Origin of the sequence: Novipirellula artificiosorum (genome assembly GCF_007860135.1) — a bacterium.
Classification (GTDB): Bacteria; Planctomycetota; Planctomycetia; order Pirellulales; family Pirellulaceae; genus Novipirellula_A; species Novipirellula_A artificiosorum.
This window is the reverse complement of record NZ_SJPV01000004.1, coordinates 108,440-126,531: the sequence shown is the minus strand read 5'-3', so window position 1 is coordinate 126,531 and position 18,092 is coordinate 108,440. Positions and strand designations below refer to the sequence as shown.

The window sequence follows — 18,092 nt, the reverse complement described above, 5'->3', positions numbered from 1 at the left end:
ACATGGGAATTCGACACAGTTCTGCAGGGAAAATGATTTGGCTTTTGGCGTTAGCCTCTCTGATCCACGTCAGTTCGCTCGAAGCAGCGACCGCGGAAACGGTTAAGCAGAAGCCCCCTCGTCTAAATATTGTCTTCATCTTCGTCGATGATCAGGGATACTACGACCTCGGTTGCTACGGAGCGACCGAGGTCGAAACACCACGAATCGACACATTGGCACAGAATGGTGTTCGGTTTACCGACTATTACGCTGCTGCCCCCATTTGCAGTCCCTCGCGAACTGGGTTGCTGACGGGATGTTATCCGCGTAGGACCGGGAATGAAGTTTGGGTGCATCGCCCGGACTCAGGCACTGGGATCCCGCCATCTCAAACGACCCTTGCTGAGTTGTTCAAAAGCGAAGGATATGCCACAGCGTGTATCGGAAAATGGCATTTGGGATTTAGCGAACCGTACCTTCCCGCCAATCAAGGATTTGACCACTATTTTGGAATCTTGCACAATTTGGATTCCTACGAAGTGGCTCACTTTGAGGACCAAGGTGGTGTCCCCTTGCTACGAAATGGAGAGGTCGTCGACCGAAATGTTGATCCCGGCAAGTTGATAAAACTGTACACGGAAGAAGCCATCGGTTGGATTGAAGAACGAGTCGCTTCAAGACATGAGACGGGATCCTCAGAGCCTTTTTTTCTCTACCTTCCTCACACGATGCTGCATGAACCTCTTGGAGTCAGTCCTAAGTTTGATGGCAGTTCCAACTGGGGCCTGTACGGCGATGTCATCCAAGAACTTGATTTCTATACGGGCCGTCTTGTTGACGCCCTCGAGCGACTTGGAATTGCTGACGAAACCTTGGTCATGTACGTATCGGACAATGGACGCGGTCCCGGTCGCAATCAGCAGCAGCCGATTCGAGGATCAAAATTGACGACGTTCGAAGGCGGGCTGCGAGTTCCCTGTATCGCCTACGGACCAGGGATTCGTGAAGGGCATGAGTCCACTGTCGTCGCTCACGCGATGGACTGGTATCCAACGCTGGCTTCTCTCGCTGGGATTTCAATTCCAAAAGAGTTGGTGTTGGATGGAAGAGACCTAAGTGCTCTTCTGTTAGGAGAAACCGACACCATCCCGGAATTCAATCAAAAAGTATCCCTGAATGCCGAGGTCCCTTTGCGCCGTGAGTTCCATCAGGACCTCGAATGGGAGCGCATTTTTACGAGGCAGGAATATCTGAATGCGTTCTTCTATCACGGGAGCCACGGAGCGCTGGCGGCTGTCCGCAGCGGAAAATGGAAACTGGCCCTCAATCCCTCGTTAACACTGTATGACCTGGAAAAGGATCCAGGAGAAAGCCATCCGCTGAACAGCTGGGAAATCAAAACGAAATTGCGAGGAATGGCGATTCGCTTCCAACGGGAAATGATCGAACAAGGCAACTCAAACTAAACACAATAACGAGATCTCAAATGAACAGAATAATCTTCACACATGCTCTGAGTCTCGTTGGACTCTTGGTCTTCAGTTCCGGTTTGAACGCGGCACAGGAAACGCCCAACATCGTCGTCATCCTTGCGGATGACTTGGGCTATGGCAGCGTGAATTGTTACGGTGCGGACGTCCAACACATTCGCACGCCCAACATCGACCGCCTTGCGAAGGAGGGCATGAAGTTTCTTGATGCAAACACTCCTGGTTCCGTTTGTAGCCCGACTCGCTATGCATTGTTGACTGGACGTTATGCTTGGCGAGGCCGTTTGAAACATGGCGTGTTAAGTCCACCGGAAGGTCCGCTGTTGATCGAGCCGGAGCTGTTGACGCTACCGAAGTATTTGAAGGAGCATGGGTATCAAACTGCCCAGGTCGGAAAATGGCATCTCGGTTATACGACGCTGGACATTGTCGAGGATCTGTCCGCCCAGCCACTGGCCCCCGGCCCTCGCTCCTTGGGGTTCGATTACCATTTCGGCGTCCCCAACAATATTGATTGGTTACCCAAGGTCTATGTCGAAAACGAAACCATTTGGGGACTGCGTTCCAAGGGGAAGAGTCCCTACGGAAGAAGTTCGTACAAGGGACAGCCGTATCATGGATATGACGCGCCGCAGCGTGTGACCACAAAGGTGAATCAAGACTTGTCGGACAACGCCCAAAACTGGATTGCGAAAGCCGTGCGACAGAATCCTGAGCAGCCGTTCTTTCTGTATTTTGCTCCAGTTGCCGTGCACAACCCAATTGCGCCCAGCGAAAAATGGAGAGGAAGCAGCGGCGTGGGAGCGTACGGAGACTACATCCACGACGTGGATCACAGCGTTGGGGAAGTGCTAGACGCGTTGGCCTACAACGGCGTGTTGGATGAAACCATCGTGATCTTCACCAGCGACAATGGTGGTGACACCGGTCAAATTGAGGAGCAGCAGGCGCGTGACAAGGGCTTCAAAAACAACGGGGCCCTTAAAGGAGACAAGCACACGATCTGGGAAGGTGGCTTCAAGGTGCCCTTCGTGGTGCGCTGGCCGAATGTGATTCCTGAAGGAGCTCAGTCGGACTCGATGATCAACATCGTCGATATCTTTGCAACGCTGCAAGAAATCGTCGGAGGCAAAGTGCTCAATCCGCAAGAAGCGGGTGCTGATAGCTTCAGTTTTTCTTCTACATTGCGTGGTAAAGACGCGGAACAAAGTGGTCGACCAACGATGGTACTAAACGATGTGTCTGGTGTGGTTGCAATTCGGAAGAACGAGTGGAAATACATCGAGGACAAGATCCTGAGGCCGACCCCTGGCGGCAAGCCGCCCAGAAAGCCCGTCCCACAGCTTTATAACTTGAAACAGGATCCCGAAGAAGCAAGCGACGTGATCGCCGAATTTCCTGAGATTGCGGAAAACATGCAGGAAACGTTGGACCGCATCCGGGCGCAAGGTTCAGAACGCTCGGCATCCGACGCGGGAAGAAGATGACTCCTCCGAGCCACCGGGAGCGGGCCAAGGCCATCTGAGCGACAGCTCGCTTCGCTACGTCCGCACCGCCGTATGAGACGATTACATGAAAGGTACCGTGATTGATGATCGCTCTATTACGACTTCTACTGCTACCGGCAACCTTGCTGCTGAGTGCACATCCGGTTTTGGGTGTCGAGCAGACGGGTCGACCGGAGCCCGGTGTTCCGCGGCTGAATCGAGTCCAGTTTGATACGCAGGATTACGTGATCTCAACTCACGATGTGCGTGACTACGGTGCGACTGCGAATAATCAGTCGGATGATACCGAAGTGTTTCAGAAAGCCATCGATGCCTGCGAGCAGGATGGCGGCGGCGTGATTTTCGTTCCGGCGGGCCGCTATGTTTTTCGAAACCGGTTGGTCTTAAAGTCTGGGGTCTATCTTCGCGGTGAGTGGAGGAACCCAGAGACAGGCCCCGCCGCGGGTACGCTACTCTGCATCTACTACGGCAAAGGCGAGGCCGACGCGCTGCCGTTCATCTCCATGGGATACAGCAGCGGGCTGAAAGATCTGGCGCTCTGGTATCCGGAACAGAGTTTCGAAGATCCGGTACCGTATGCCTGGACGATTCAGCAGATTTCCGGAATGAGCGCCGGGCTAGAGAACCTCACCATCTACAATGCCTGGCAGGGCATCCAGACTGGCCCCCAGGGCAACCAGCTGATGACGATCAAGAATCTCTTTATGACCGCTCTCCACATCGGGTTCTTAAGAGATTCTGTCTATGACTGCCAGAAGCTGCAGAGGATCAGGATGAGTCCGCGATACTGGACGGAATCCGGCCTGCTCGGTGCTCCGGCTGAACCGCAGGAAAACGTCAAACTGAGGCGGTTCCTTCTAAGTGAATCCACCGGGGCGGTGCTCACACACTATGACTGGACATGGATGTATGACTGGCGGATCGAGGGGTTCCATACCGGTATCCGAACGCAGAGATCGCTGGTCAAAACCGAAGATCGAGGCCCCAACGGCGGCTTTGTGAATTTGAAACTGATCGACAACTTTATCGGCATGGAGATTGGGGACATTAACCGCTGCGGATGGGCCGACACGGAAGTTCTTATCCGTTCGAGTCTGAAGAATGCAGTCGGAATCAAAGTTACCGCGCCACTCAAGAGCGTGGCTCAGTTTCTAAACGTGAGCTTTGAAGGAACGTTTCAATACTGTGTGCTGTCGGAAGCGTCCTACGGATGCATCACCATGGCGGGATGCACCTTCAATAACTGGTCCGAGGATGGATGGGACGTGTACGCAGAATCCGGCGTCATTGGACTGTTCCAGAACTCCTTCAACCGTTCGAGCAAGCACGTCTATCTCGGCAACCGAGTGCAGAGCGCGGCCTTGATTGGGAACCGCTTCGCCGGGTCACCTGCGATCGAAAATGATGCGTCCGGCTCTGCGGAGGTGATGATTGACCACACGTTTCAGGATCTGAAAATGTGCGATCTATCCGCGTTCGACTATCCCGAAGCCATCGATAAACCGAAAAAAGCCGAGCTATTCAATGTGCGCGACTTCGGTGCCTTGGGCGATGGCACCACGGATGATCACGTGGCGTTTGCCAGAGCGTTGAAGGCGGCCGGGGATAACGGCGGCGGCACCGTTTATGTCCCGGCCGGCCAATATGTCTTGAAGGAAGAGCTCACGGTTCCGGAACACACAGAGCTTCGGGGTGTGTTTGATAATTGCCACCACACAATCGGCTATGCAGTTCGAAACGGGAAGAGTCAACGCAACGGCCAGAGGGGCAGTGAGATTCTTGCCTATCCGGGAAGAGGAGAAGAAGATGGAACTCCCTTCATTACCCTAAAGCATGCCGCTTCACTGCGTGGCTTGACCCTTGTCTACCCCGAGCAGAAGTGGTCGGACTATCTGGAAACGAAAACCTTCACGCCGTACCCCTGGACCCTTCAGTCACAGGGCCGAAATGTTCGGCTCAAAGACGTCCTGCTGGTCAATTCATACCGGGGTGCGGACTTCGGCACTTACGATAGCACCGGGCATCGAATTGATTACCTCTGCGGAACGGTTTTGAAAACGGGTCTCTCTATCGATAACTGTTTCGGGAAAGGATACGTCAAGAACGTCCAGTGGAATCCGTCGTTCTGGGGCTGGTCCAAGTACAACCATGGACCGGGAGGCCGTGACGGCAGCAGGGTCGTTCGTGATGCAGTGAAGCACACCCTGACATCATTTGTTCTCGGCTATGCCGAACAGGAAAACATGTTGCAGAACTTCTCCTTCGGGTCCAAAACCGGTATCGAATTTATCAATAACCCGAAGCACGGAGGGGTCAACGGAACCTTGATCGCCCACGGGGTCGACTACAGCGCAACCTCCATGATTGTCAACGATGTCGGCAAGGATGCCCAGTTCGTGAATTTCCAGATCGTATCGATGGACGTGGAGGCGCGGCGGAGATACTTGGACATCAAGGACGCCGTTAAGGGCCGCGCGGAATTCTACAGTCTACTTGGATGGGGGCATGATCCCTGTACGGAAACCGGAATCGAGATGGAAAGCGGTGACTTTTACTTTCTGTTATCCAGTCTGGCCAGCTTTGGGCTGGACTATGGAATCAAACAAACTGGCGGCAAGTTGCAAGCAGTCGGCATGCGCTTCGGTGAGGCCATCGAAAGCCCGATTGCCGGGGGATATCGATCGGGACGATACGGCTATTTCGGTGAAGGAATCGATAAGGCAGATTTAATCGGCGCGATCAAAAAGAAAGGCAGCACCGTTGGGGAGGCTTTCGAAAGCAAAGCTGGTTCAAAGCTGCGGATCCTACACTCAATCCAGCACGACGGTTATTAAGGAACCAACAACAGAGATAGAGAGAACGCCTTCACGCGACTTGTGCTGGCCATTGGATCTGTCGCATGGCCCACGCCTGTTACTGGCCAAAAAACGCTTCTAGCGAAGTTGGAAACGCAATCGCCTAGAAAAAATCTACCGCTTCGACCGCTAAACCCATTCAGACTTGAACAATGTAACGGCCATTTCAGACAAGAGAACACGAAAAGGTTATCAGATTAATGCCATTCTTACTTCGCGAACCAGATCGGTTCCGTCGCATCTGGCGCAATGTACGGTGGTATTGAAGTGGCCGAGTACTTGAAATTGGGTCTGCCCTGATTACATTCGCGAGATGCCACTTGATCAATCTCCCGGCTTCATGATGGGATCGGATGGCTACGTTTATCGGAAGAAACAGAGCACTCAAAAGAAAAAGAAGAGTTAGCATGTTCTGGCGGTACAAGGAATGTCCGATGTCGATGCCATTCGTGCCAAGGTAAAGAACGTACCGACCGCCCGCATTGGGGTGTCGTGCTTTGCTAAACGCTGTTAGCCGCGAGAAGCGGAAGCAAGCTCTGCTCTCAAGCAACTTGCCGAGGAATCTCTCGTTCGGAGTGAGCCGCAAGGCAGATCACGTTTTGGCAAGCAGGTTTGGTAGAAGAAAAAAGAACGCGTGATGTGCGCACCATCACGCGGACTAGCAGACCATTTGATTAGCGTCAGTCGCTGGCGTTCAACGCTAGGCTCCAGCCCTTGGTTCACCTTTCGGATCGCTCTTAGCTGGTTGGGCTCTTTGCTTTGGCACCTGGCTGACGGTATTAATCGTCGCCTGCTGTACCAAGTATGAACCACTGGCTAGGATAATCAAGCAAAACACGCTGCAAATTGTTCCGGCACACCTAGAGGCAAGGTTGCCATCTGCATCAGCGGCAAACTTTACCCAGAAGGGAATCAGTCAAGAATGTCGCTCAGTGGATATCTCGGAGGTCTTGGCAAACTGAGATGCGCCGAGCAAGTCACCGCTGAGCACTTTGCGAGGGCCGCGGCCATTACGAATTCATGGCCACGATTTGGAATCTCGACGAGGGCGGATCGCCTAAGAACTCTACGGCAGCGGCAGTATCCGGGCATTTCGAAGTGGACCATCAATAACACGAACTCAATACCACGAACTCAATACCACGAACTTCTTTTACGGTGGTGGCCGAGATCTCTACCCACAATCATCCTGGATCGACCGCGTCTTCACCCGGAGAAATCCAGGTTGCGAAGATACACAGAAACACAAGCATCACGGCACACCAAAGGTCTTGTTCATACTTCACGTAGTCCCACCAAGTGACCGGCGACACAACCGCGTTGGCATGGGGCGCCCCCCACGACACAATCAGTCCGATGGGTGGTCCGCGAAAACGGTCGATTGATTTAGCTAGATCCATGTGCGAGTGATGCTCCTCACCCGTGGAGTGTCCGCCCGTCGTCCACATCCCTCAAAAATCACTCGTGATGTCTCGGAAATGTCGCTTTCGCTACCGAAAATTTGGCCCTATCCACCCGAGCAACCGCGAATCTCACCGGCCGAAAAGCTTGTTCGAAACCTTTGACCCCACGGGGTCGCCGGTGCCTCAGGTTTGCCAAGCGATGCAAGCTTAAGAATGGTCCGTCACGATGTTCAGTTGTTTTTTTGACGACACGGCATGGTAGCTGTCTACAAGAATAGTAGGGAACTAGGGCAGCTTCCACGGATCGCGATAGGGACGCCGTAGCATTTCATTGGCCTGGTCGTCGTTGACAAACACTTCATTGGAGGGATCCCATTGCAGCTTTCGTTTCAGCCTCATCGCGATATTGCCGGCGTGACAAATACTGACGGTGCGATGCCCCACTTCCACCGGTTCGATCGGCTCTTCACGCGACTTCACGCTGTCGAGAAAGTTACGGTAGTGGTCATCGCTGATCGATAGCTGGATCTCGCTCTCCGCAATGACGGAGTCGAGGATTGCATCGGAAGATGCTTCGATCTTGTTATACGAGTACTGAATCCATCCTTCGGTCCCCTCAAACCGAGCACCGAAACCGGGTTCCTGAGTTCGACAGACGAATTCAATGCCATTGGCATAGCGAGCTCGAAAGTGAGTCTCCATCGCGGTCGTGTAAAGATGCCCTTCCGGCGGCCAAATGGCCCCCTGGTCTTCAAACTCAACCGGTCCCGTGTCATCGGTACCTAATGCCCATTGCACAATGTCGATCGCGTGGGCACCTGTGTTGGTGACTTGGCCGCCCGAGTAATCCAGATGGAAACGAAAACGATAAAGGCAACGGTCGATGTGGTAGGGTGCTTCGGGCGCCGGGCCGAGCCATCGGTCGTAGTCGAAGCCTTCAGGAACGCTCATCGGCATCCAACCGGGGCCGGGGCCTGCGGTGCTGGAGTTGATGATTGCAACAACGCGTTGCACCTCGCCGATTCGACCGTTGCGGACCAGTTCGCACACGCGGCGAACCGTCGCGTTGGAACGATATTGGCTGCCGGTCTGCAAGATACGATTGTGCTTGCGAACGGCCTTGACCATTTGCTGGCCATCATGGATCGTCAGCGACAATGGCTTTTGACAATAGACATCCTTTTTCGCTTGGCACGCTTTCACCGTTGCCAGAGCGTGCCAATGGTCGGGAAGCGTCACCATGACCGCATCGATATCCTCACGAGCGAGCACCTCTTGAAAATCGCTGTAGGCATCGCAACCGTCGTATTGGGATGCCCCCGTTTTCTTAGCGTAATAATCATTGACTTGCTTCTGCACCGGATCACGGCCCAGAAAGTGTTCAGGGCGAGAATAGCCGTGGCTGCCGCGATTCACATCGCAGACCGCAACGACTTGAGCGTCAGGCTGTCGAAGCATACTCGGCAAATCCACACGGCTCTGGTTTCCACAGCCAATCAAGGCGATGTTAATCCGGTTACTCGGTGCGTAGACCCCCAACGCGGAACTTCTGACGACCATCGGCGCAATCACTGCACTACTGGCGGCAACCGCAAACCGTCGGCGGCTAAGCTCAACATGGCTTTTGGATTGAGAACGCTTGTCCGGTGAAGTACTCATGAGAAAAACATCGCGGTTACGGGAGAACGCGGGCGGGTTGCGAGAGGTGTGCTCAATGATTATACGGTGAAGAGACCAAAGCGGGGCCAGGGTGTAGCTTGTTTTAGCGTGAGAACCTCTTATTCCCAGGCGGGCCTTTTTCGTGACAATAGCAGCCAGAGCGAGTCAATCGTGATTCGCCTCGGCTTCCGAAACGCTTGATGGAGATGAATCGTGCGTCCTATCGTCTTGGTTTTTGTGTTTTTCTTTGGCGTCGGGCATACGTTCGCCCAAGAGCATGGCTACGACTCGCTTCGCGTTGGCGATAACAAAGGCGTGACGGTCGTCCCCACGAACCAAGTGCTGTCGCCAGCAGGAAAGCAGGTGGCTTTCAGCGGCCGACCGACCGACTTGGTACTCAGCCCCGATGGTCAATGGCTGGGTGTGCTGGACCGTAACCACGTGGCAATCATTCATCCTGAATCAGGCGAAGTCGTAAGCCGGGTCAGCCATGGAGGCGGCAGCTACGCAGGGATTCTGTTCACGGAGAATGGCAAGACTCTTTTGGCTTCAAGCACCCGAGGCTCGATCGGAGTGTTTGATGTTTCCCAAGCCGGCAAGCTTACCGCCAAGACACCCATCGCATTGCCCTTGAATCCAAGTATCCGTACCGAGAATGTCGCCAACGGTCCGACTGGCCCGCAATCACCAAACTCGCAACCGGATTCTCCGGGAGCCGATGCCAAGAACGCCCTGCCAACCGGCTTGGCACTCGACAAAGACGGCAAAACCCTGTGGGCGGTGCTCAATCTACGCAACACGCTTGCTCGCATTGACCTGGTGGAACAAAGCGTGGTGCGTGAAATCCCAGTCGGCAATGCTCCCTATGGGGTGGCGATTGTCGGCAGCAAAGCCTACGTCACAAACTGGGCGGGTCGTCACCCCGGCGAGAAAGATACGGCCGGTCCCAGCGGCGCGGGAACGCCTGTACGGGTGGATCCCAAGCGAAACATTGCGTCGGAGGGATCGGTTTCGGTCGTCGACCTGCAAACGGACCAAGAACTAAAACAGATTCTTGTCGGGCTGCATCCCTGCGACATCGTAATGGCACCCGACGGCAAGCACGTCGTTGTCGCCAATGCCAACAGCGATTCGCTGTCCGTCATTTCCACGGAGCAGGACGAGGTGGTCGAGACCATTTCCACGCACCCAACCGAGAACTTGCTTTTCGGCAGTGCTCCGAATGCGTTGGCTTTTAGCGCTGACGGGCAACGCATCTATGTTTCCAACGGGACAAACAATGCCGTCGTGGTGATCGGTTTCTCTGCTGGCAAAAGCCGTCTGCTGGGAGCGATACCAACAGGCTGGTATCCGGCGGGCTTGGTGATTGATGAACAACGACAAGCACTCTATGTTGCCAACATCAAGGGTACCGGTTCGCGTAACGTCGACTGGAAGGGAAGTCGCAAGGTGAAGGGTGAGGAGGTGTTTGGTTACAACTCGCATGATCACCAGGGGACCGTTTCGCTCATTCCGATTCCCGACCCGGCTGATCTGGCAAAGCAAACGCAAACGGTACTGACCAACAATCGCTTGACGGAATCGATTAGCGCACTGGCTCCGCCGCGAAAAAACGTTCTGCCCAAACCGATTCCCATGCGGCATGGCGAACCATCGGTCTTTAAGCATGTCCTCTACATCATCAAGGAAAACCGGACCTATGACCAAGTGTTTGGTGACATTGAGCGGGGCGAAGGAGACCCGGCACTTTGCATCTACGGACAAGATGTGACGCCCAACCATCACAAGTTGGTGGACGAGTTCGTGCTGCTCGACAACTTTTATTGCAGTGGGGTGTTGAGTGCGGATGGCCACCAATGGACCAACGAGGCCTATGTCACGGACTATCTTGAAAAAGCTTTCGGTGGTTTCCCGAGAAGCTATCCGTATTGGGGTGGTGATGCAATGGCCTACGCCAGCAGCGGCTTCATCTGGGACAATGTGCTGGAGCATCAGAAAACGCTGCGCGTTTATGGTGAGTTCGTCAAAGCGACGATCCAATGGAAGGACGGTCGAAAGGGGCGTCCAGATTTCCTGGACTGTTATACGGATTTTGTGCGACAAAAAAACGAAATCGACATCCGAGCCACCGCCGCCATTCAGACGATCGATCCCTACCTTTGCCCCACCGCAATCGGCTTTCCCAGTGTTGTTCCCGACATTCATCGGGCGGATCAATTCATCCGCGAACTCAAGGAATTTGAGACCACGGGAGATCTGCCCAACTTCATGATCATGCTGCTGCCGAACGATCACACTTCGGGCACACGACCCAATAGTCCCACTCCGGCGGCCTGTGTGGCTGACAACGATCTTGCATTGGGGCGTGTTGTGGAAGCGGTGAGCAACAGCAAATTCTGGCCAGAGACCTGCATCTTTGTGGTGCAGGATGATCCCCAAAATGGCTTTGACCATATCGACGGACATCGAACCGTGGCGATGGTCATCAGCCCCTATACGAAGCGAAAGGCAGTCGACAGCACCAACTACAATCAGACCAGCATGATCCGCACGATGGAGCTCATCCTTGGCCTGCCACCGATGAACCAATTCGACGCCTCCGCCACGTCGATGGCGAGTTGCTTCACCGACTCTGCCGATTTCACACCCTACCAATCTGTCCCCAATCTCATCCCACTCGACCAAATGAACCCTCAGCTTTCAGCTATCAACAACTCACAGCAACGGTACTGGGCCAATGTCTCGCTCAAACTGCCGCTCGATGACGTCGACGAAGCGGACGAGGACACACTCAACCGCATTCTATGGCACGCAGCTCGCGGTCGAGACGACACGTTCCCAGCTTGGGCCGTATTGGAAGATGATGACTAAGAAACGAGTGGTCACTCAGTGTCGGATTCGTAGCACAGGCTGCTAGCCTGTGTTGCAGCCTGTACTACGACATCGATTTTCCGTTCGTCTCTAAAGAACCGAGAAAGGCGGGTGGGAAGTCATCGGACATTCGGACCAAGTCAGTCGCCCTTGTTGCCAAAATCAATCACGGCGACTTCTTCCGCAGCGAGAGTTACCGTCGTTCTACGGTTCGTCCACTGGACATTCTCTCCACTGGACATTCTCTCCACTGACAAGCTCGGGCACGGGACCGGAAGGGGGACTCGGAAAGGAGGGGTCTAACTCGATCGCAACCCGTTGTTCCGTCGGACTGTCATTGAATACCGTCAAGAACCGATTTCCAAATCGCTCGACATAGACACTCGGGTCACTTGACCGTGCCAACGTGATGGGTTCCCATCCAGCCTCGGAAACCCCTTTGCACAACGGAATGTATTTCTTAAACAACTCCCGGTCTCGGTTGTACAGTTCAGGACGAGAGAAATAAGGCTCATCCGACGGAAGCACGCGGAACCCAGACTCGAGGTTTTTTGGAGGTATGGCTCCGGTGTCCAATGATCTCTTAGAAAAGAGTCCCCGGCATACCGTTCATGCTCCATACCGCGCCGTCGGACCAAGGTGTGTCAAGCAGTTTCGCGGCGGGTCTACCGGAAGCATCGAAGAAACCACTCGTTTGAAACGCTAATGCTCGCGGTGATTTTTCGACGCTCGCCAATCGATTTGCTTCCGCCACCGCCGTCTGGAAAGATCTTGTAAAACACATCGAGTGCGGATCGGAATTCCCAATTCGGATCGAACTCAAAACGGACGAATCTAAGACTCGCTTTTTGTTTTTCAGGGGTCAGGGCGACATCACCGCCGCAAACGGATACCGCGAGATGCGTGCATTGGCTCCTAGGTGAAATCTCTCGGCGCTGATGGATTCGCGTCCCGGTTGCACGCGTTCCTTGCTTCGGGGATTTTCAAGCCAGGATGCTGCGTCCCATTTGATTGGAATGGAATAGATCAGCGTGATCGCCTGGTCCGTCTTCACCACTCCCAAACGAGAAGACAAACTGCGAAGCTGTGCCGTTGCATGATGACCCTCAAACGTTGTGAACCACGAGAAATCCTATGGCGACGCAGGGTAGTTTATCAGATCCCTTCCAATCCATTGGCTTTGCAGAGCCACTCTATCAGGGTATATCCGTGAAAAAAAACAGGGTTGTCGCGTTTGCATCGCCTTGACAAGGCCTCAATAGCACAAATGCAACAGAGATTAGGTGCCTGAGATCACGACGGAAGATAGAGTTAACCACATATTTTCTTACGACTGCATCAAGTAGATTTACTCATGCCACGCCCAAAGCTCTTAGCAAGCTTGCTCCTTGCTTCCCTGGCTCTCTGCCCCTCGGCCAACGCGGAGCGGCTGTTTGTCTTGATCGCCGGAGACACGTCGAATGAGGTCGTCAGCGATGGTATCCAACGCAACATGGAGTGGATACGCGACACGTTTTACTCAGGGGTTCCAAACAGTCAGCTTGTCGTGCGATTCCTTGAAGGCCAAAAGATCAACCAAGCAGCGATCCTCGGATCGATCGCCGCTTGTCCCGTTGAGGAAGAAGATACGGTTGTTTTCTGGTGGCTTGGACGGTGCGACTTCGAGCAGGAAGAGCGTGTCCTCTTACTGCCCGATGAAACAAAGCTAAGAAGCACCGAGGTGCGAGATCAATTGTCCGCCAAGCCCGCACGTTTGGCCGTCATGGTCATCGACGGCTACCAGCGGACGCTGCCGGCAGCGGAACTTCCGGAACCAACCCTGTGTGCAGCCCCTGCTACCGAAATCAAACCCCTTTTTCGTTCATTGTTTTTTGAACCGACAGGAATGATAGAAATCGATTCAGCCCAGGTTGGACAAAGGCCTCTGCTGATCACGATGACCGGTGGACTGTTGACCTGTGGCTTGACGCTTCCACCCGGTGTTCTGGGTGACACCAATGACGAACCTGGATTTCTCGAACTGAGCACTCCGACTGACCAACGGGAGATCGTTTTGGAACGTGGTCTTCTTTGGCGTGACTTAGGTGACGAGGTTCGCTGGGACACCGTCTTGTCTCAATTGCGAGCAACGACCTCTGCCAACTATCGACGCGCATTGGGACGAAGCCACAGCGGATCAGGACAAACGCCTTCCTTCGGCGAAACGCGACTGAAATACGACGACGTCTTTATCGAATGGAACAAGTGGTCGAACCAGTTCCGTGCGCGGCCGCGACAGACCCGCGTGGTGCGAGAGGGTGATCGCGAAACGACCTACCAGGGCGAGCGAGAAATTCACAGCGAAATCAAAATGACCAACCCCATTGGCGACCTTGATCCAGATCCGACTTTCGAACCGGAACCCTTCGAGATGATGCCTGGCGATCATTTGATCGAAGTCAACGGCAAACCCATCCATACCGAACGCGAATTCCAAAACGCCATGCAAGACCTTCATCGAGGGCCAAGCGAGGTGCGATTTGCGGTAATCGATAATCTTTCAGGCCGCCGAGTTGAATACCAAACACAAATGAACCCACAAACGGATTCAAATTTCGGAATCAAACCTTGGTACTGGAAGGATTCCCTTGTGATCGTCCATGAAGTACGCCCTGGTTCACCTGCTGGGCGGGCAAAGACCCTTCGGATCACTCCCTCGGATCATCCAAAAGAAATTGGTCTTGGGATTCATGGCGAGCTTATTGAGATTGATGACCCATTTCGTGATGGCAAACGAATGCACGGAATCCTCGTGAAGTCCGTCGTCGATTCGCTGCGTAATGACTTGCAACCGGGCGACATCGTGCTGATGATCGACGGCTGTACTGTCAAGAGCAAAGAAGGCTATCGCTATGCCTTGACGAACGCCCGACAGTTAGCAGGAATATGGATTGTCAATGGCCGCACAAAAGAAGTCGAGCACCGTCACGTCTTCCTTCCGCATACACCACCCGACGTGATTGCTGAATCACCAGAGGGTGTGGAATCCATCAGTATCACTCCCGCCAATATGGAATCTTGTCCTATTTGGTAATCCTCTCTAACTCGAATGGTCAAACCATGTCTTTGTCAACCATGTCCATTCCCACCAACGCGATGAGTCGCACCCGATGAATAGAACACGAAACGAAAGGATTGCCTTGGTTGCGATTGCTATTTCTATCGTTGTAGCAATGGATGCTGCGGCGAAGGAGGAAAGCCGCAGTGTGACGGCGCGTGTCGTGAACGCATCGGGAAGTGGTGTTGGTATTCATGCAGAGCGTCAACCGGGGCATTTCACGATACCAGAAGGGCATGTGGCGACATCGTTCCAGTATCACTTCCACGATCCCAAATCCAATGCGACTTCTACGAGACTTGGACCATCCAGCATCTACTCCGAAGTGCATGGGCGGGCGATATCCGAGGCCGAGGGAAATCCAAGTCTACGACTGCCACCTGGCAAGTACCGGTTCGTCGTAGGCGGACAACCGGGGGCGTATGGATCTCTTGGTTTCAAAATCATCCCAACAACAAATGAACCAACTCTGAGCAGAACGACGTCTCGAAACCAGAACCAACCTCGGAATTTCGACGTGACTTACAACCCACTTCGAGATATCTATGTGATTGACCAAAACGGTCGAAAGGCCATTGGAGAATTTGAAGGCGTTGAAACGCAAAGATGGCCAAGTGAGATTGTCGTCCGATTTCGTGACGGGCAGGTTACCTCGGATTGGGAAAGCGAGATTTTCGGCGACGAGCATCTATCCTATCGGTTAAACAACACACTCCGTGGCACCTTGATCAACGGTCGATTCACTGGAACGGAAATCAGCAAAGCAAATATCAGGGCAATTTATCCGGATGACCCGCCCATGAGTTGGGAGCAAGCAACCGTTTGGAGCCTCGACGGACAAGTCGATCCTCAAGGTTTGCTTATTCTGCGAGGGAAGTGGAAAAGCCAAAGCGGACAAGAATTGGCAGTCCGCCCCAACGGCCAAGGTGGCTACACTCGCTACCTAAAACCTCACGAATCGCATTCCGAAACCAAAGCAATTGATACCGAATTGCATCTGCGGCTATCCATTGGTTTAGGTCAAAGAACGACTCCCAATGCTCAGGATGAGACCACACCATCCGACGATATCTGGTCGACAACAAGCAACGAAACGCCTTCTCAGGCCAAAGAGCCGCGGATCAAATTAATCGATCGTCCGAGAACGGATGATCTTTGGGAGCCGGACACAGAATCCGAAATCGAGCAAATTGCCACCGACGACTCGATGGAGGAAGATCGAGCAGATGAGTCGGACGACGATCAGTCCGACGACGATGATTCCGGTGAAGTGAGAGTTGGTGACCGACTCAAAGATGGCAAAATCTGGTACAAGCCACCTTGGGACGAAGGTGGGGCCTACGCAATGGATAAAAAGGACGTTCAATTCATTCAGCAAAGGGAAGCACAAGGTTTTCGCTGGCACAAACGCCACGGCTGGGTGAACCAAAGCGACCAAGAGCGGATTGAAGACATTGCGGACATCCAACGTCGCAACGACGAGAAGGAAGATCGTCGTTCACGCGAAACGCTCGAGAAACTCTCCGACGCAAAACAACAAGCCGAACAGCACGAAGAGACTGCCAAGCGACAAGGCGATCTTGCGATCATGTACAAAGTGAAAGCACTTGGGCTGGAGTCTTTGACAGCGAAGGAACGTAAGCAACTCGGAAATGCAAGCGAAGACATCAAGAACCATCTGCGTGGCGATCCGACGAATATCCGTGGCTATCAACGAGGTGTTATTGACGAGAATTTTTCGCAACAGACGATTGACACGACTTATGAGGTTCTCAAAAAGACCAAGTTTGTCGTTGATGAGTCGGTGAACCTGTTAGAATCGAAAACGGGGCTTCCAGGCAAGGCCGTTGGCAAGATCTACACGATTACCTCGAGCGTAGCCGAAACGGTCTCTCGGGCGAATGCCGACTACAACTCCGGAATGACGAACACCGTCGACTACGACACGGCAGTCACCGACGGATTCAAAGAAGGAGTGACGAACGTGATTGTGGATGAACTTTCGGGAGCCGCAACAGGATCGTTGACCGATCGCGGACTTAACACGAAGGCTGGCAAGCAGGCCAGCGAATATGTTGAGAACAAGGCAAATCAAGCACGTAAGAAAGCGACACAAGATTTCCTGCGTGGAAAGACGAATTCGCTAAACGCTAAGATTCTGGACGACGTCGCCGATGCGGCGACCGATAAAGCCAAAGATACAATCAACTACGCTGTTGGCCGCACGACCAAACCCGTTTACGACCATACCATCAAACGACCTGTGGAAAACGCGGTCAACTGGTCCGTCGATACGGAAGTCAAGCCGACGCAGAAACCAAATCAAGATGACGAGGAGTCAGCAGAAGAGTAGCTTCAATGGAACAGGAGAATCGCCTCCACGGTCGCGCGGCGCGAATTGGCCGAGCAAACGCTGAGCTTGAGAAGATCGAGGTGAATTCGCTGATGTTCGCGAGCACCGCCGACGCGGTTCGTTTCATTTTGGGGCGTGGGACCGTTTCCGTCGACTCGCTCCTCCGTACTGACGCGACGGACCTCGCTATGGTTAAATTTCATCGGTGGATCATGACGAACTTGTTATCCCGTTGAGAGAAGATTAGTGAAAAACCATTGGAACGAGCGCTATTCCACGCCCGGCTTTGCTTATGGGACGGAGCCGAATGATTTCCTTACTTCGGTCGCCCACCGTTTGCCGCTGGGTCCGGTTTTGTCACTTGCCGAAGGCGAAGGTCGCAATGCGGTCTATCTCGCTAAACTTGGCTTCGATGTGACAGCGGTGGACCAAAGTGAGGTTGGTCTGGAAAAGGCACTTGAGTTTGCGTGCGATCAAGATGTCTCGATCAAAACGGTTCAAGCAGACCTTCGTGACTATGTGATTCAGCCTAACTCATGGTCCGCAATTATCTCGATCTTCTGCCACTTACCGGAGAGCATCCGGGTTTCGTTGCACTCCAGCGTGGCAACGGGACTTCGCTCTGGCGGTATGTTTGTTCTTGAGGCATACACCCCTGAACAATGCGGTCGCGGAACCGGCGGGCCACCCACGCCAGACCTGATGATGTCGCTATCCGGCCTGCACAAAGAACTGGCGGGACTTGAGTTTCTGCATGGCTGCGAGCTAAAGCGTGAGGTCGTCGAAGGACGGTATCACACCGGCGTTGGTTCAGTTGTTCAGATTCTAGCGAGTCGTACTCGGTAGTTCGTTAAGGAGAACCTGCGGTTGTTCA

General features: G+C 53.5%; 12 protein-coding genes. 7 read left to right on the top strand and 5 right to left on the bottom strand.

Annotated elements, in window-relative coordinates; genetic code table 11:
• Nucleotides 1-2 precede the first annotated feature (2 nt).
• The 3 genes from Poly41_RS13005 to Poly41_RS12995 all read left to right on the top strand — a co-directional run bounded on the left by Poly41_RS13005 (nucleotide 3) and on the right by Poly41_RS12995 (nucleotide 5,814).
• The gene (locus tag Poly41_RS13005; protein WP_231615634.1) at nucleotides 3-1,448 is read left to right on the top strand and encodes a sulfatase family protein; all 1,446 of its coding nucleotides are present in this window, start codon (nucleotides 3-5) and stop codon (nucleotides 1,446-1,448) included.
• 20 nt (nucleotides 1,449-1,468) lie between these two features.
• On the top strand, nucleotides 1,469-2,959 hold the full coding sequence (locus Poly41_RS13000) for a sulfatase family protein (protein ID WP_146526622.1): 1,491 nt from the start codon (nucleotides 1,469-1,471) through the stop codon (nucleotides 2,957-2,959).
• 104 nt (nucleotides 2,960-3,063) lie between these two features.
• Nucleotides 3,064-5,814 (top strand): glycosyl hydrolase family 28-related protein, encoded by a 2,751-nt coding sequence (locus Poly41_RS12995; RefSeq protein WP_146526621.1) that lies wholly within the window; start codon nucleotides 3,064-3,066, stop codon nucleotides 5,812-5,814.
• 1,205 nt (nucleotides 5,815-7,019) lie between these two features.
• Here the strand turns inward: Poly41_RS12995 and Poly41_RS12990 are convergent.
• Nucleotides 7,020-7,235, bottom strand: a complete 216-nt coding sequence (locus tag Poly41_RS12990; protein ID WP_146526620.1) for a hypothetical protein — start codon at nucleotides 7,233-7,235, stop codon at nucleotides 7,020-7,022.
• A 288-nt stretch (nucleotides 7,236-7,523) separates the two neighbouring features.
• Entirely contained in the window at nucleotides 7,524-8,897 is a 1,374-nt protein-coding gene (locus tag Poly41_RS12985; RefSeq protein ID WP_146526619.1) for a Gfo/Idh/MocA family protein, read from the bottom strand.
• Between the two features lie 213 nt (nucleotides 8,898-9,110).
• Between Poly41_RS12985 and Poly41_RS12980 the strand changes: the two genes are divergently transcribed.
• Entirely contained in the window at nucleotides 9,111-11,768 is a 2,658-nt protein-coding gene (locus Poly41_RS12980) for an alkaline phosphatase family protein (protein WP_146526618.1), read from the top strand.
• Nucleotides 11,769-11,972: 204 nt separating this feature from the next.
• On the opposite strand, the gene Poly41_RS12975 is transcribed toward Poly41_RS12980, so the two are convergent.
• Together Poly41_RS12975 and Poly41_RS12970 are read right to left on the bottom strand one after the other, a co-directional pair.
• Entirely contained in the window at nucleotides 11,973-12,236 is a 264-nt protein-coding gene (locus tag Poly41_RS12975; RefSeq protein ID WP_146526617.1) for a hypothetical protein, read from the bottom strand.
• 394 nt (nucleotides 12,237-12,630) lie between these two features.
• Complete coding sequence (locus Poly41_RS12970) at nucleotides 12,631-12,822, bottom strand: hypothetical protein (protein ID WP_146526616.1); 192 nt, start codon at nucleotides 12,820-12,822, stop codon at nucleotides 12,631-12,633.
• A 300-nt stretch (nucleotides 12,823-13,122) separates the two neighbouring features.
• Here Poly41_RS12970 and Poly41_RS12965 point away from each other — a divergent pair, with 300 nt between their 5' ends.
• Both Poly41_RS12965 and Poly41_RS12960 read left to right on the top strand, forming a co-directional pair.
• Entirely contained in the window at nucleotides 13,123-14,841 is a 1,719-nt protein-coding gene (locus tag Poly41_RS12965) for a PDZ domain-containing protein (protein WP_146526615.1), read from the top strand.
• Between the two features lie 76 nt (nucleotides 14,842-14,917).
• Nucleotides 14,918-17,218: a hypothetical protein gene (locus tag Poly41_RS12960; protein WP_146526614.1), complete on the top strand. Its 2,301-nt coding sequence runs from the start codon at nucleotides 14,918-14,920 to the stop codon at nucleotides 17,216-17,218.
• A 2-nt stretch (nucleotides 17,219-17,220) separates the two neighbouring features.
• Here Poly41_RS12960 and Poly41_RS12955 read toward each other — a convergent pair whose 3' ends face one another.
• Entirely contained in the window at nucleotides 17,221-17,421 is a 201-nt protein-coding gene (locus tag Poly41_RS12955) for a hypothetical protein (protein WP_146526613.1), read from the bottom strand.
• A 43-nt stretch (nucleotides 17,422-17,464) separates the two neighbouring features.
• Between Poly41_RS12955 and Poly41_RS12950 the strand changes: the two genes are divergently transcribed.
• Nucleotides 17,465-18,064: an SAM-dependent methyltransferase gene (locus Poly41_RS12950; protein WP_146526612.1), complete on the top strand. Its 600-nt coding sequence runs from the start codon at nucleotides 17,465-17,467 to the stop codon at nucleotides 18,062-18,064.
• Nucleotides 18,065-18,092: the final 28 nt, after the last annotated feature.